Annotated in this window: 16 protein-coding genes; 4 read left to right on the top strand and 12 right to left on the bottom strand. The window is 31.3% G+C overall.

What is annotated here, in order from left to right; genetic code table 11:
* Positions 1–13: 13 nt before the first annotated feature.
* From E5167_RS15505 to rsgA, 5 genes are all read right to left on the bottom strand, one after another.
* A complete protein-coding gene (locus E5167_RS15505; RefSeq protein ID WP_239021936.1) occupies positions 14–763 on the bottom strand; it encodes a hypothetical protein in 750 nt (249 codons plus the stop codon).
* Positions 747–2,027 (bottom strand): DUF3857 domain-containing protein, encoded by a 1,281-nt coding sequence (locus E5167_RS15500; protein ID WP_239021935.1) that lies wholly within the window; start codon positions 2,025–2,027, stop codon positions 747–749. Before E5167_RS15500 ends, E5167_RS15505 begins: the two co-directional genes overlap by 17 nt.
* Before the next feature lie 5 nt (positions 2,028–2,032).
* Positions 2,033–3,943: a DUF3857 domain-containing protein gene (locus tag E5167_RS03350; protein WP_136841054.1), complete on the bottom strand. Its 1,911-nt coding sequence runs from the start codon at positions 3,941–3,943 to the stop codon at positions 2,033–2,035.
* A gap of 149 nt (positions 3,944–4,092) precedes the next feature.
* The gene (dtd, locus tag E5167_RS03345; RefSeq protein WP_136841052.1) at positions 4,093–4,545 is read right to left on the bottom strand and encodes a D-aminoacyl-tRNA deacylase; all 453 of its coding nucleotides are present in this window, start codon (positions 4,543–4,545) and stop codon (positions 4,093–4,095) included.
* Entirely contained in the window at positions 4,546–5,496 is a 951-nt protein-coding gene (gene rsgA / locus E5167_RS03340) for a ribosome small subunit-dependent GTPase A (protein WP_136841050.1), read from the bottom strand. It abuts the gene before it with no gap.
* An 86-nt stretch (positions 5,497–5,582) separates the two neighbouring features.
* Between rsgA and E5167_RS03335 the strand changes: the two genes are divergently transcribed.
* Positions 5,583–6,032 (top strand): hypothetical protein, encoded by a 450-nt coding sequence (locus E5167_RS03335; RefSeq protein ID WP_136841048.1) that lies wholly within the window; start codon positions 5,583–5,585, stop codon positions 6,030–6,032.
* A 26-nt stretch (positions 6,033–6,058) separates the two neighbouring features.
* Here E5167_RS03335 and E5167_RS03330 read toward each other — a convergent pair whose 3' ends face one another.
* The 4 genes from E5167_RS03330 to E5167_RS03315 are packed head-to-tail and all read right to left on the bottom strand — an operon-like array spanning position 6,059 to position 9,971.
* A complete protein-coding gene (locus E5167_RS03330; RefSeq protein WP_136841047.1) occupies positions 6,059–7,144 on the bottom strand; it encodes a bifunctional 3-deoxy-7-phosphoheptulonate synthase/chorismate mutase type II in 1,086 nt (361 codons plus the stop codon).
* A 9-nt stretch (positions 7,145–7,153) separates the two neighbouring features.
* On the bottom strand, positions 7,154–8,005 hold the full coding sequence (locus E5167_RS03325; RefSeq protein WP_136841045.1) for a prephenate dehydrogenase: 852 nt from the start codon (positions 8,003–8,005) through the stop codon (positions 7,154–7,156).
* Positions 8,002–9,147 carry a pyridoxal phosphate-dependent aminotransferase gene (locus E5167_RS03320; protein WP_136841043.1) on the bottom strand — a complete coding sequence of 382 codons (1,146 nt, stop codon included), beginning with the start codon at positions 9,145–9,147 and terminating at the stop codon, positions 8,002–8,004. Before E5167_RS03320 ends, E5167_RS03325 begins: the two co-directional genes overlap by 4 nt.
* Positions 9,144–9,971: a prephenate dehydratase gene (locus E5167_RS03315; RefSeq protein WP_136841041.1), complete on the bottom strand. Its 828-nt coding sequence runs from the start codon at positions 9,969–9,971 to the stop codon at positions 9,144–9,146. Before E5167_RS03315 ends, E5167_RS03320 begins: the two co-directional genes overlap by 4 nt.
* Before the next feature lie 257 nt (positions 9,972–10,228).
* Between E5167_RS03315 and gldA the strand changes: the two genes are divergently transcribed.
* The 3 genes from gldA (at position 10,229) to E5167_RS03300 (ending at position 12,776) form a co-directional block, all read left to right on the top strand.
* Positions 10,229–11,122 carry a gliding motility-associated ABC transporter ATP-binding subunit GldA gene (gldA, locus tag E5167_RS03310; protein WP_136841039.1) on the top strand — a complete coding sequence of 298 codons (894 nt, stop codon included), beginning with the start codon at positions 10,229–10,231 and terminating at the stop codon, positions 11,120–11,122.
* A gap of 85 nt (positions 11,123–11,207) precedes the next feature.
* A complete protein-coding gene (locus E5167_RS03305) occupies positions 11,208–12,095 on the top strand; it encodes a carboxypeptidase-like regulatory domain-containing protein (RefSeq protein WP_136841037.1) in 888 nt (295 codons plus the stop codon).
* A 108-nt stretch (positions 12,096–12,203) separates the two neighbouring features.
* Complete coding sequence (locus E5167_RS03300) at positions 12,204–12,776, top strand: helix-turn-helix domain-containing protein (protein WP_136841035.1); 573 nt, start codon at positions 12,204–12,206, stop codon at positions 12,774–12,776.
* On the opposite strand, the gene E5167_RS03295 is transcribed toward E5167_RS03300, so the two are convergent.
* The 3 genes from E5167_RS03295 to metF form a co-directional block, all read right to left on the bottom strand.
* Complete coding sequence (locus E5167_RS03295; RefSeq protein ID WP_136841033.1) at positions 12,769–13,515, bottom strand: head GIN domain-containing protein; 747 nt, start codon at positions 13,513–13,515, stop codon at positions 12,769–12,771. The two genes, E5167_RS03300 and E5167_RS03295, sit on opposite strands and share 8 nt — an antisense overlap.
* A 129-nt stretch (positions 13,516–13,644) precedes the next feature.
* A complete protein-coding gene (locus tag E5167_RS03290; RefSeq protein WP_136841031.1) occupies positions 13,645–14,745 on the bottom strand; it encodes an acyloxyacyl hydrolase in 1,101 nt (366 codons plus the stop codon).
* A 221-nt stretch (positions 14,746–14,966) separates the two neighbouring features.
* Positions 14,967–15,923, bottom strand: coding sequence for a methylenetetrahydrofolate reductase [NAD(P)H] (metF, locus tag E5167_RS03285; protein ID WP_136841029.1), 957 nt, complete (start codon positions 15,921–15,923; stop codon positions 14,967–14,969).

Below are 15,923 nucleotides of genomic sequence, written 5' to 3'. Positions count from 1 at the left end.
TTATTGATTGTTTTTATATTTTTTTTAATACAATTTTTTCATTTTCTTTTTCAATCATTTGCTTAAAATATTCTTTTAATGCTTCATAATAAGAAGCTGAAATAACAGCTTCATTAATTTCTGATTCTACTACTAATTGGATTTTAGCATTGTTTTCTGCAATTTCGTACTTAAATGTCCCTAAATTATCTGGTAATTTAATCATTTTTGGTTTCGGCATTGATTCTACTAAATATTCTTGAGGGATATTGATGTTTACCATAAATTTATCTAAATACGGATATCCGAAATCAACAGGAAAATCTCTTTTCTCTAGCTTAAAAGGGTTTTCCATAGTTGATAAAAAAAATAGTGGTGAAATATACATTTCATCTCCAATAACATCAGCTTGACTTTCCAAAACAAAGTTATAAGTCTCCATTATAGGCTTAGAGAGGTCCAAGTCATTCTTTACCTCAAAATTTGAAACTAACATACCATTATAATCGTTTTCCAAATCATCTAAGAATTGCTCTTTATTGGTTTCTATATAAGATTCTCTATAACCCATAGCTCTATAGGCAGTCTTTAAAGTTCTTATAGTACCCCTAATATTTCCATTTACATCAAACTCTACCATCATTGAAACCGTTTTTTTTGATTTTTCTTTAGGGTATAGATTAATTAAAGCAGAGCTTCCATTTTCTCTTATAATCCTACCTTCCCAATTTAATGTTCTAAAAGGCAATATATTTGGTGAACTATACTTACCCGTTGCGTCCAATAATATGACCCCCTTTTGGAACTTCTACACAAGAAATAACATAGTTATAGCCTTCCCTAGTTGGGAATAAGGGAATTCCATTTTGTCTTGTACTCACTAAAACAGGATTTGAGTTAACACCTGCATATCGTAACATAGATGTTAACATTAAGTTTATCTCTGCAACATTACCAACTTGATCGTTATATGCTTTTCTCACGCCTTTATTAGTGTACTTACTATAATACCCATTCCATTTAACTTGAGTTTTTACATAATTATAGATTAGTCCAATTATTTCCTGAGGATTAGAATTATTTGCTAAAAGCTTATCTATGTCATCTTTATAATAGTTAGATTTTTCAAGTTCGCGACCAAAATCCTCACTTTCATAAATGGTCTTAACAACATCTTCCCAAGTAGTAGAGTAATATTCCATAGAAGTATTTGGAAACTGAGTATAAGACAACTCATACTTTACAGATGAACGATAATTATTTATGTTATTAACAAACGGCTCGCTTTTTAATGCAGGAATGTTGGACAAATTATATTTCCAGATATGCTTAGTGAATTCAACTCTTGAGGTACTATAACTTGATGTTTTATTACTAGCAATTCCTGCTTTAGGTCGTATCTTAGTTGTAAATTCAATTTTATCTTGACTAGTTTCTTGTTCAGGCACAATATTTAAAAATCCCTTAGCATTTAACTTAAATTTATAATATTCTGGTGCCTCAAACCTTGCTTCAATTTTTTTAACTGGAATATCATGTTGAAACACAAATTCATCTACATTAGTTGCAAATGGAGACACAATTTTATACTTGTATTCTATAATCGACCCAATTTTAATATTGGGCATGGTAAATTTCACTTCATCTCTAAATTTGGATATTTCAGTATCAAAAATCGCATCTTTTTTAAGCTTATCCTCTTCTATTTTATTGTTAACTAAATTATAGGTATATGCTTTTAAGCCAGTTACCTTTTCTTTTATTCCTCCATTTTTATAAGCTAAAACCGAATTTGTTGCATATGAAAACCCTTCTTGGTTATAAATTTTTAACCTTTCATGAATATCAGTTACTAAAACAAACCCATCATCTTTCCTATACTCAAAATGAGTTTTTCTATACTTATACAAATAGGTTGCATTTGCAGATGAATCTAGAGGGTTAAACTTTTCTTGCAATTCATCTTTCGATACTTTACCAAATTTATAGTCTTGAGAATATGTGGTTATGTTAATGCTTAAAAACAATAGCAATATAATTTCTTTCATTTTCTTTATTTTTTAACTAGTATTAATTTAGCGCTATCACTTTTAGATACATTTCTGTAAAATGCTCTAAAATCTGAGTAATCTTCTTTTGGAAATTCACCATCATTTAGAGTAAATTCTCTTTTGTAAATTAATGTGGTTTCTCCATTAATCTTTAAACTCATTTTATAATTCCCAAATTTGGTTTCAATAATCTTATCATTTGGTATTGATTCTACTTTATAGCCTTTAGGTATAGAAATTTTTACTTCATCAAAATCTTTAAACCCTCTTCTTATTACAAGTGGTAACTTTCTATTTCTATATCTATCTGGGATATATGTATTTCGATTCAATACATTAAGGTTAAGTAACATTTTGTCTTCTACAATATTCAAATAATTTGACGCACTAAAAGAGATGATTTCTTTAAATTTGATTTGTTCCTTATCATTTATAATTTCCATTTTGCTAATGGAAATATTATTTATATAACTCCACCTTTCTTTATAATGTTTCTCCAAATCTCTTTCCTCCAAGCTTTCTAAGTAATATTTATCATCGTATTGTATGCCTTCTGAAAGAACAGTAGCGTCTATCTTAATGTTTCCATTAGAATCGATATTGCATTCACCGCTAATGGTTTGCCTATTTTCTCCAATATTATACTTTTTTGTACGCTTTATTTCTCCTCCTTCTGGTGATACTACTAAAACATTCCTATTATCTGTAAAAGATCCTATGAAGCCAAAAGGTGATTTTTGGCTAGTACACTCTAGCCATATATTTTCATCATTTTCTAAAGGTATATTTAGAATAACATGATTTCCTTGCATTATTGCAAAATTCTCATCGAAACTCTGCTGAGAACTCCCAGAGTGGACTAATGCATAGTTTGCTTTAACTCCAACTGCTTCCAATAAAGCCATAGTATAATTAGTTAGCCCCTTACAATCTCCATAGCCTAACCTGTCTACATCTGATGCATTAAAAGGCTTCCATCCTCCAATACCTACCTGTACGCTTATATATCTAGTTTTATCTTGAACATATTGATAGATTTTTCTTGCTTTAGCAATATCATCGCTTTCGTTCTGTACTAGTTTTTTAACATGTGCTATTGTACTTGTAGGCAAATCGTTAACATCCTTTAGCAAACGTTGATAAATCCAATCACCCAACTCATTCCAGTTTTCAGCTTTTGCTGGTACACCTTCATAATAGAATTCGTTTGAAGCAAATAAAATTTTAGGAATAATGTTCTCTAATGGTGAACTGTGCGATTCTGGTTTAATAGCATTAATACTATTGGTTTTATAATTAATTATTCCTGAAGATTCTTCTCTTATCAAACCAATATTTTCTGTGTTTTTCTCTTGAACTCTAATATTTAGATTTGATGCATAATTTAATGTATAAGAACTTTTTTCTACGCTTAAAAAATAACTATTAATTGGCAAGTACCGAGGTAAGTATCCTGTAGTACCGTTTACAGTTTCACTAATATACTCAACAGTATAAGGATATGCAATAGGTGTATAATCTAGATATTTTACCCTACTATCAGAGTATAAAGTCTGTACATCAACATCACTAACATCTTTAAAATCATTCTTCTTTATCTTTTTAATTTCTTTTCCAAATCTATCATAAACAATAGCCCTTATATCTCTGATTTTAGAATTATTATCGTAGCGTTCATATGCACGAATACTTTTATTTCCCTCTTTATTAAGCACAGTAATTATACGCTTAGTATTTACAATCATCTTATTTACTGAGCTTAAATCTACAGTAACATCATAACTTCTAATTACCGCATTTGCACTTTTTTTAAGCTCTTCTGGAATTTCAGTCACAGCAAGCGAATTGTTCTGCGACAGAACATTAAAGGTAGTAAACACCAAAAAAACGCCTACTATATTTTTATAATTCATATAAGTAGATTTAATAAAAAACTAATTTTGTAGTCTTAGGGGACTTATCAAATGACAACTGCAATGTGATGCTAATATATAATTTTTTTTAATTTTTGAAGTATAAATCCTACTAAAAATATAGTTAAAATCCAAGCTTATTGATGCTTTTACCCTTTTTGTTTGGTGTCAATAATTATGGTTACAGGTCCATCGTTAATTAATTCTACTTTCATATCGGCTCCAAACTCACCAGTTTGCACTCTTTTACCTAAATCGCTTTCAAGTTGTGATACAAACTGTTCGTATAATGGAATAGCCACATCTGGTTTTGCTGCTTTAATGTAACTTGGTCTGTTACCCTTTTTTGTGTTTGCGTGTAGTGTAAATTGGCTTACTACAATAGCATCGCCATTAATATCTAAGATAGATTTATTCATAACACCTTGGTCATCTCCAAAAACTCTTAGATTAGCAATTTTATTACTTAACCATGTAATATCTTCTTGAGTATCTTCATTAATAATTCCAAGTAATATTAATAAGCCATCATTAATGGATGCCACTTTTACTCTACCAGTAGTGACACTTGCTTTAGTAACGCGTTGTATTACTGCTTTCATTTATTCCTTGCCAAAATTATCGGTTCTAAAATGTTCGTCTTCACCTTCTAGAATTTGTAGATAGCTTCTGTATCTTGAATACGCTATTTCATCATTATCCAATGCTTCCTTAACAGCACAATTTGGTTCATGAATATGTAAACAATTATTAAACTTACAATGTTGTTTTAATTCGAAAAATTCAGGAAAATAGTCACCAACTTCTTCCTTATCCATATCTACAACTCCAAAACCTTTTATCCCTGGTGTATCAATTATTTTAGCATCAAAGCTTAAGTCAAACATTTCGGCAAAGGTAGTAGTATGTTGTCCTTGCTGGTGTTGTTCAGAAATTTCTTTAGTTTTTAAATCCAATCCAGGTTCAATGGCATTAATTAATGTAGATTTTCCAACTCCAGAATGGCCAGTAAACATGCTCACCTTATCCTTCATTAACACTTTAACCTTGTCTATGTTTTTGCCTGTTTTAGCCGAAATACCTATGCACTCATACCCTATTTTTCTATATAATGCTGCTAAATATTTTACTTCTAAAAGCGTTTCCTCGTCATAGGTGTCAATTTTATTGAATAATAACACCGCTTTTATTGAATATGCTTCTGCGGTTATTAAAAACCTATCTATAAAAGTTGTAAAGGTTGGTGGATTGTTAATGGTCACTAATAGGAACACTTGATCAATGTTACTCGCAATAATGTGTGTTTGCTTTGATAGGTTTACCGATTTTCTAACAATATAATTTTTTCGATCCTGAATACGGTTTATAACACCTGTTTCTTGGTTGTTTTTGGTTTCTAACTCAAACTCCACATAATCACCAACGGCAATTGGGTTAGTACTTTTTATGCCTTTTAAACGAAATTTCCCCTTAATTCTACATTCATAAAATTTTCCATTAAGGGTTTTAACGGTGTACCAACTTCCTGTAGATTTATAAACGAGTCCTGTCATTAATTAAATTAAACTGAATTACAAAGTAACAATTTTATATAAAGAAAGTCTTATCTTAGAATCATATAAATTAAAAATATTAAAAAATGAAAAAAATTCCAGTATTAATAGCTCTTTTATTTTTTGTTTGCATCGAAATTAATGCACAAGTAGAGTATAAAGTAATTACTAGTGTAGAGTCTATTGTTCCTGCTGGCTTAGGTAGATCTAGGCTGATTTCTACAGAAGAAGATAGAGATTATAAAGAATTTACGTCTGAGCAAACAGAAGATGATAACACTAGAAACAAATCTAAAAGAAAAGATATTCGTGTTAAAGATTTTGAAGAAACTAAACTTTTAAACTTTTTTAACCTTGGAGGCATCCGTTTTCAAAATATTGCTGCTAACGATGCTGTAATTTCTTCTAAAATCAATTCTATGATTAGTGAAGGTTGGGAATTAGCTTTTGTTACAAGTGCTGTTGAAAGCGACTCAGGTAAAGGTGATGGCAATGGTATTTTTATAACCAGATATATTTTTAAAAGAACTAATTAAAAAAGGCGCCATTGGCACCTTTTTTATTATTGTTGTTTAAATATCTTTTCTTGATGATTAATCGATTCTTGGTGAATGGCTTTAAACATTCTCAATACAAACTCTTCACTTAATTTATGTTGCTCACCTTCTAATATCATTTTACCTAAAATCTCGTTCCATCGTTTAGATTGTAATACTGCTACGTTATTCGCTTTTTTAAGATTACCTATGGCATCTGATACTTTCATACGCTTACCTAACACCTCTATTAATTGATGGTCTATTACATCTATTTGAGTACGCAACGTGTTAATGCTATTTTTAAATTCAGCTTCAGCAGAGGTTTCTTTTCTAATCTTCAAATCTTCCATATACTGAATCAAATCAGAAGGCGTAATTTGCTGTGCAGCATCACTCCAAGCTTTATCTGGATTGTGATGTGTTTCTACCATTAATCCATCAAAATTTAAATCCAACCCTGTCTGGCATAAATCGAAAATAATATCACGTCTTCCTGCAATATGCGAAGGGTCTAATATTAATGGTAAATCTGGGAATTTATTTTGTAAATCGATTGGTAATTGCCACTCTGGATTATTACGGTATCTCGTTTTTTCATAAGTTGAAAACCCTCTGTGAATCACCCCTAAATTCTTAACATCAGCGGTGTAAAAACGCTCTACAGCACCTAGCCAAAGTGCTAAATCTGGATTTACAGGATTTTTAATTAATACAGGTTTATCTGTTCCTTTAAGTGCTTCGGCAATTTCTTGTACGATAAACGGACTAACCGTAGATCTCGCTCCAATCCATAAAATATCAATATCATGTTGTAACGCTAAATCTACATGGTTTGCATTAGCAACTTCGGTAGCAGTAAGTAATCCTGTTTCTTCTTTAGCCTTTTGCATCCATTTTAAGCCTAAAGCACCTACACCTTCAAAATTACCTGGACGCGTTCTGGGCTTCCAAATTCCTGCACGCAAAACAGTAGCATCACTATCTTTTAGTTGATGTGCTATAGTTAATACTTGTTCTTCGGTTTCGGCACTACATGGTCCAGCAATTACTAATGGATGATCTAACCCAAAATTATCTAACCATGTTCTAAGTTCTTTTTTGTTTTCCATAACTTGTTTTTATGCAATTCCGTTAAGAATTTGTTTTATGTAATTCGTATTTTTCATTTCGTTGTAAATAGCTTCAAAATCATCGCGCTGCATTAATTCTTTAAATTGCGTTAGATTATTGATGTATTCTTCTAAGGTTTCAATGACATTGGTTTTATTTTGTTCGAAAATTGGTGTCCACATTTCTGGTGAACTTTTAGCTAGTCGAACAGTTGACTCAAATCCACTGCCTGCCATATCGAAAATATCACGTTCATTTTTTTCCTTATCAATAACTGTTTTCCCCAGCATAAATGAACTAATATGTGATAAATGCGACATATAAGCTATATGTTTATCATGTGCTTTTGGCTTCATATAACGCATGCGCATCCCAATATCTGAAAATAGTTTTAACGCTTTTTCCTGAAGCTTAAAAGCAGTTTCTTCCACTTCACAAATAATATTGGTCTTTCCATTATACAATCCCAAAATAGCTGCATTTGGACCAGAAAACTCCGTCCCAGCTATTGGATGCATTGCTAAAAAATTTCTACGCTTAGGATGATTTTCTACAGCTGAACAAATATCTTCTTTAGTTGAGCCAACATCCACAATTAAGGTGTCATCAGACACCATATCTAACAACTTCGGCAATTCTTTAACCGTTACGTCTACAGGAATAGCCACAATAACCAAATCGGCATTTTTAATATCTTCAATAGTTGCTTTGCGGTCTATAATACCATTCTCTAAAGCAATATCTAAATGCTCATCACTCTTATCGATTCCATAAATAGTGGTTGTTGCATCTAAATTCTTAATATCTAATGCTAAACTTCCGCCTATTAATCCAACTCCTATGATATATATGTTTTTCATAATACTCTAGTTATTGCTTCTTGTATATCTTCAGTTGATGCGCATAAAGAAAATCGAATGTAACCTTCTCCCTGACTTCCAAAAATGGTTCCTGGAGCTACAAATAAGTGATTGTTTTTTAATAACACATCTATAAATTCTTCTGCCTTTGTGTAGGGCGGTAACTTTGCCCAAACAAATAATCCCGAAGCATTCTTATCATAAGTACAGTTTAAAGCCTCGGCCAATTTCCATACCAATGCTCGACGTTGTTCATACACACTATTTAAGCTTAAATACCATAATTTTGAGCAACGTAACGCTTCAATAGCTCCTTTTTGGATTCCATAAAACATACCAGAATCCATATTACTTTTTACTTTTAAAATGTTATTGATATGCTTACCATCACCTAACACCATTCCTACACGCCATCCAGCCATATTAAAGGTTTTACTCAAAGAATTTAATTCAATGCACACCTCTTTTGCACCGTTGACTTTTAAAATACTTCTTGGAGCATCGGTTAAAATAAAGCTGTATGGGTTATCATTTACTAGCAGTATATTATTTCTTTTTGCAAAATCTACTAACTCTTCAAATACCTTATAATTAGCTTGCGCACCTGTTGGCATATGCGGATAACTTATCCACATTAGCTTAACTTTACTTAAATCCTGCTTTTCTAAAGCCATGATATCAGGCATCCAATTATTGGCTTCATCCAACTCATAAAGTATAGGTTTAGCACCTAATAATTTGGTAACCGATTGATAGGTTGGATATCCAGGATTAGGAATTAATACCTCATCGCCTTCATTAAGATAAGCCATAGAAATATGCATAATACCTTCCTTACTTCCCATGAGAGGTAAAATCTCGGTCATTGGACTTAAATGCACCTGAAACTGTTCGCGGTAAAATTCTGCCATGGCTTCCCGTAATTCAGGCAAACCTTGATAGCTTTGATATTTATGAGCATTTGCATCTTGCAATCCTTCAATCAATGCAGTTACTACTTTTTGTGGTGGCTGCAAATCTGGACTTCCAATGCCTAAATTAATAATTGGTTTCCCTGCTGCTTTTAGCATGCTTACTTCTCGCAATTTTTTGGAGAAATAGTATTCTTCAACTGTATGCAATCTCTTGGCTCCTTCAATCATAACTTTGCATTTGTATATTCTCCAAGCACTTTAAAGTCTTGTGCCATAATATTCATAATTGATTTCGCTTTTGTGTAATCTTCATATTCATCAAAAGTAACATCCACAAAAAATGCATACTTCCAAGGTGTTTCTATTTTAGGTAAAGACTGTATTTTAGTTAAATTTAATTTACAATCACTCATTACATTTAAAATAGTTGCTAAACTACCTCGTTTATGGTCTAACTCAAACTTCAAAGATGCTTTATTTATTTGATTTTCAGGTATTTCAGAATTTGTGCGCTTTACAATAACAAATCGGGTTTCGTTGTGCTTTATGGTTTGAATGCTCTTAGCTAAAATTTCAACTTCAAAAATATCGGCTGCCATTTCGGTGGCGATAGCTCCAATATTTCTTAATTGACCCTTTTGAATACGCTGTGCAACTTCGGCTGTATCTTTATCTTCAACCAATTTAATATGAGGATGCTTCTTAAAAAATTCTTTACACTGTAGCAAAGCCATTGGATGCGAATATACCTCAGTGATATCATTAATAGATTGTCCAGAAAGTGCCATTAAATTATGTTGAATATCTAAATATTGCTCTCCTACTATATGTAAATTTTGACCATCAATTAAGGCATAATTTGGAATAATAGAGCCTGCAATTGAGTTTTCTATTGCCATAATAGCTGCATCACACTTTTTAGTAATTAAGTTGTTTACAACCTCATCAAAAGTTAAGCATTCCATAACCGACACACCATTATTAAAATATTGTTGTGACACAATATAATGGTTCGATCCTTTTACTCCTTGTATGGCTACTGATTTAATCATATATAAAAAAAGTCCCGATTTTCATCGAGACTTACATTTAAATTTATATCTATAAATTACACATATAACGTCTCGTTTCTTTTGCTAAAAAAGAAATAAAACCAGTTATAATATGCAAAGTTTGATGTCATTATATCCTAATTGATTGGGCTAAAGTAACTATTATTTTCAAAAATCAAAATACTAAAGCATTTTTTTAGGTGTTTTACCTAAAATAAAGTTTATTTAATGTTTATTTTTGATTAAATATTTTTTGCATGTCAATAAAAGTAGAGCAACTCACAAAGATTTACGGAACCCAAAAAGCACTTAATAATGTAAGTTTTGAAGTTAAAAAACCTGAAGTGGTTGGATTTTTAGGACCTAATGGTGCTGGAAAATCGACCATGATGAAAATATTAACCACCTACATTGATGCTACTATAGGAGCTGCCAAGGTTAATGATTTTGATGTGACTACCGAAACCAAAAAAGTACAGCAAAGTGTTGGGTATTTGCCAGAACACAACCCTTTGTACTTAGACATGTATGTAAAAGAATATTTAGCGTTTAATGCAAAAATATACAATGTCTCTAAAGAGAGAATTGCGGAAGTTATAGAGCTTACTGGCTTAACACCTGAAGCACATAAAACCATTGGACAGCTTTCTAAAGGGTATCGTCAACGTGTTGGATTAGCAAATGCCTTATTGCACAATCCTGATGTATTGATTCTTGATGAACCAACCACAGGATTAGACCCAAACCAATTGGCAGATATTAGAAACCTTATAAAAACCATTGGTAAAGAAAAAACCGTGTTTTTATCGACTCATATTATGCAAGAGGTTGAAGCTATGTGCGATCGTGTGATTATTATAAATAAAGGTGAAATTGTTGCTGATAAAACCTTAAAAGAACTTAGAGAAGGCTCGCAACAAGTGATTGTTGTGGCTTTTGATTATAGAGTTGAAGAAGCTTTTTTAAAGAGTATGCCTAAAGTTGTTAAAATTGAAAATCTTTATGATTTTATGTATGAAATAACCTTTGATTCTACTGAAGATATGCGCTCTTACGTATTTGATTTTGCACATGATAACGATTTAAAAATTCTACAATTAAACCAAAAAAGTGCGAGTTTGGAGAGTTTATTTAGGGAGTTGACGAGTTAACTAACTCAAAATATAGTTTCACTCATTATAGTTTTTCGATAAATCAATGAGTAATTATCTTGGCATAGTATTCAACAATCTTTAAATGAAAAAATCTTTACTTTTAATATTATTTCTACTCAGTGTTGTCCTGCATAGTCAATCTAAAGAATATTCTGGAATTGTTAGAGATATTAGTAAAACACCTCTTCCTGGTGTTAGAGTAACTATTAAAGGAACTCAAATAAACACTGAAACTAATTTCGATGGCTATTTCAAAATAACTATCCCTAATTCTTTAGATATTTTAACTTTTTCAGCGATTGGAATGCAAAATTTAGATTATAAAGTTGGAATCAATAAAAATATTGAAATACTGCTTGAAGAGTTTTCTACTGAAACTAAATTCTTGGATATAGGACTTATCTACGATTCGCCTAATTCAATCTTTGGTGCTTCAATGAGTAATGGTATTGATATTCAACCATTAGCACATTTTGAAGAATTAAGAACAGATTTTTTATATAAATTAAGTGGTCAAACTAATTTTAAAAATGATTATACTTTTAAAACAAATCTCTCACTAAATTATCCAAATCGACACTTAAACATAGCTTCAATTGAGTTTTCTCAAAAAAACTTATACTCTAAACATTTATTTTACAGAGACCTCAGCCTTATTGGTTCTACTTATTTAAGATTTAGCAATATAGCTTTAGTATTAAAAATTGGTCATCAAAAATTCAACAAACAAAATAACTTTGGAACATCAATTGGGCTCCAAAAAATTCATCCAAATATTTATTATGGATTTCAATTTGGTTATTACTCAGACTATTTTAATTATTTAGGTTTTATAAAAGGGTTTTTACTTGAAGATAAAGTAGGTTTCAATATTGTTTATGAAAAAATAAACAACTTTGAATTTTTTAATTTTGGATTGTCATTCATCTTTGTCAAAAGTTCAACAAATGATATTATATTAACTAATTGATTTCAGTACTGAAAATTTACGACATTTCATAAATGCCGTAAAAATGTCGTTCAAATACCGTTATCAAAAACCATTTAATTTTTTAATTTTAAAGAAACATTTATTTAAATGAAATCATTAGGAGAAAAAATTAAAGAGGCTCGAAAAACAAAGCAATTAACCCAAGAAGAATTATCTGAACTAAGCAAAGTTAATCTTAGAACGATACAACGTATTGAAAACGACGAGAACACTCCTCGTGGTCAAACATTAAATCTTATTTGTAATGCTTTAGAACTAGATGTTATCACGTTTAAACTTCAAAATAGCTCTAGCAAACAAACTTCAATCGCTAGTTTAATAATTAATGGGGGTTTTCTTGTTCTTTTAAATATTGCTCTAATGGAGATTTTTGGTTATTCAACTTTAGATACAGGAGCAAACTTAAACAGCAAGATTTGTGCTTTTCTTTTAAGCTTTTTACTTCCGTTTTTTATTGTTTACAAGACTCAAAAAATGAATAATATTGAGCGCCTCTTGAAATTTGGTAGTGGATTTATATTTTATATTCTTGCAGCGTTTTTTATGAGAGGGTTTTTAACCGGTTTACAAGTTGGGTTATTTTCAGGTTTGTTTCCTTGCCTAATAATCGCCTTAAGTGTCCTTTACTATGGAAACCATTTAATTAAGACTTCTAATTAAAAATAAGCTGACCAATATAAGGTGTTTCCACATCTACTATTGGAGGTTGATTTACCGAAATTAAATTCCCTGTACCATTTAAAATCCCTGTAAGAGATATTTGCGGATTTACAATCATATCGTTGCTGCCTCTATGAAATACATCCACATTTTGAGCGACTAAGTTCTCGCCTTCAAAACGTCCAGCGCCTGCATAAAAACCTACAAACAAATTATTGACATTTCCAGAGATATAAAATGATGAAATATTGTTGGACACAACTGTTAATTTATCATTGTTTACTTGCAATCTAAAATCACCAACGGTAAAACTTCCAGGAGCATTAAAATCTTCAGAAATGAGTGTTAAGTCGGGATAGGTTAATATCCCGTTTGATGATATTTCGTATTGCGAAGAGTTTCTAATTTCTTTAATATTTGGTGCAGTAACATATACTTTGGTAATACCATAGCTCCTTACGTAATTACAACCGTTATTATCTGTTAGTTGCAACTCATTCCCAACCACTATTGCTTCAACATCATTTAAAAGGTTTTTTCCTGTTTCTACGATTACTTCGTAATCTAAACCTTCTTTTATAATTAATTCAATATCACGATTCACCAAGATGTTTTCAAAAGGGTTTACAACAATTTCTTGTTGCACAAGGTGCCCTTCGGTTTGAAAACAATCGGAAGCATCTTCGCTGTTGCAAGCAAAAACGAACATTAAACTTAGTGTGTATATTATTTTTTTCATATTTACTTTCCTTGTAAAAGGAAATCTTATAACCCTTCCGTCTTTATTCCGTTTTTTCGGAATAAACCCACCTTCCCTAAATTAGGAAAGGAGTTTTTTTTATGTTCTTTGGTCTTCATCCTTCCAACTTTATAATCGAATTCCAATTCCTAGTTCAACAGCTTCAGCCTTTGCAGCATGCGATTTTAAGGTAACTGCAACAAACCACTTATCTCCAAAATAGCGTTTTGCACCTATACGTTGATACACTCTACCTTCAAAATCGTGAGGATAATAAGCATAATATCCAAGTTGTGTTTCAATGGATAATTTATTAATAAACAACTCATGACCAACAAACACTCCTAAGCGCTTATAGTCTGTATCTGGGTCAATATTTCTATTTGGAAAGGCAATAGATTCATAATAAATTAGCTCCTTTAAAAACCTAGAAAAAAAAGCATCTACTCCAAATTGGATGGCACTTTTTCTGTTCAAACGTTTATCTACATAAGCAGAGACAATATAAAAAGGAAACTGACCGCTTCCAAGCACATCACTTTCATTGACGCCACTTCTAAAAACAACATTGTATTTTATTGGCTGTGTAAATTTTGTATCGTCACTTAAATCGTATTGATATTCTGGGTCTTCATCATCAAAATTATAAGTAATTCCAGCACTTAGAGTTAATGAATTAATGCTTGTATTTGGTGCTTTTACATTGGCGTTAGAATAATGAATAAGCGATAAACCAGCTTGAAATCCGAAATTATCAAAAATACGTTCCTTTTTATAGTTAATCATCGCATAGGTACTACTCATTAACTTAGTTCCAAAGGCTATGTTTTTGTGATTTGTTTCTTTATCATAAGGATTGGTCGTATAGGCTAACCCTTGACCGATTCGAACCATTAAATTCCGATTTAGAAAATAGAAATTGTAATGACCATAAAGCGCATAATTATTACCGAGCACCTCATTTTTTAAATTTTGATAACTGAATGATACTCCATAATCTGGGTAATTATAGCGTTGTTCCCAAGTATTGAACCCAAATGTTTTTTTATTCCAACTGATGATGACACCTTCTGGATGTCCTGTAATTAGATGAAGAATATCATCGTTATGAAGTGCAATATTTCCTTTAAAATAGTTGACGTCAATACTGGAAAAAGTAGATGTTTTTTTCTCTTGAGAAAAGCTAAAAATTGAAAAACCAACAAAAAGTAGAAACAGTTTTGCTCTCATAATTGTCAGTAAATATAGGTAAATAAATACTCGCTAGGTGTTTTAATGAATTTTGTCAATTCGAGTGAATTTTACGATTGAAAAAGAGTAAAAATTTGTATCGAGAATAAAACTTTTAGTTTGTTAATTAGTTCTCGATACGATTTTTCGTTCCTCAAAATCACTCGAACTGACATTGATATTGTTTTTAGATTTAAATACACCACAAATTAATAAAAACCCTAAAACACTTGCGAAGCAATGCTTTTTATGTTGTCACTTTTCCCCATAGAATAATAATGCAATACAGGAATTCCAGCTTTTTTAAGTTCTTTAGATTGCTTAATACACCATTCAATCCCTATTTGCTTTACTTGTGTATTATCTTTGCATTTAACTACTTCAATAATAAGTTCTTCTGGTAAATCTACATGGAACCTATGTGGAATTAAATTAAGTTGCTTCTTGGTTGAGATAGGTTTTAATCCTGGAATAATTGGGACTGTAATATTTTCTTTTCTACATTTTTCAACAAAGTCGAAATACTTTTGATTATCGAAAAACATTTGTGTAACAATATACTCAGCACCATTTCTTATCTTTTTTTTCAAGAAATGAATATCACTATCTAAACTTGGCGCTTCCATGTGTTTTTCAGGGTAAGCTGCCACACCGACACAAAAATTTGTCGCTGAAGAATTAAGTAATTCTTCATCTAAATAATTACCTCGATTTAATTCTTGAATTTGAGTTACTAGTTCACTAGCATAATTATGCCCTTCTTTTTCTGCTTTAAAATACGTTTCTGTTTTCACTGCATCTCCGCGCAAAGCCATGACATTATCAATGCCCAAAAAATCTAAGTCGATTAAAAAGTTCTCTGTGTCTTCTTTGGTAAAACCTCCACACAAAATATGTGGAATCGCATCTACTGAATATTTATTCTGAATTGCAGCGCAAATACCAACCGTTCCAGGGCGTTTTTTTACCACTTGTTTTTTTAGTAAACCATTCTCAAGTTCTTTGTAAACATATTCCTCACGATGGTAAGTCACATCAATAAATGGTGGATTAAATTCCATTAAAGGGTCAATATTATTAAATATAGATTGAATGTGTTGCCCTTTTAAAGGTGGTAATATCTCGAATGAAAACTGTGTGTTTCCATTTGCTTTCTTTAAATGCTCTGTTACTTTCAT

The sequence above is a fragment of the Pontimicrobium aquaticum genome, from assembly GCF_005047595.1.
Classification (GTDB): Bacteria; Bacteroidota; Bacteroidia; order Flavobacteriales; family Flavobacteriaceae; genus Pontimicrobium; species Pontimicrobium aquaticum.
This window is presented reverse-complemented; position numbering and strand designations above follow the sequence as displayed.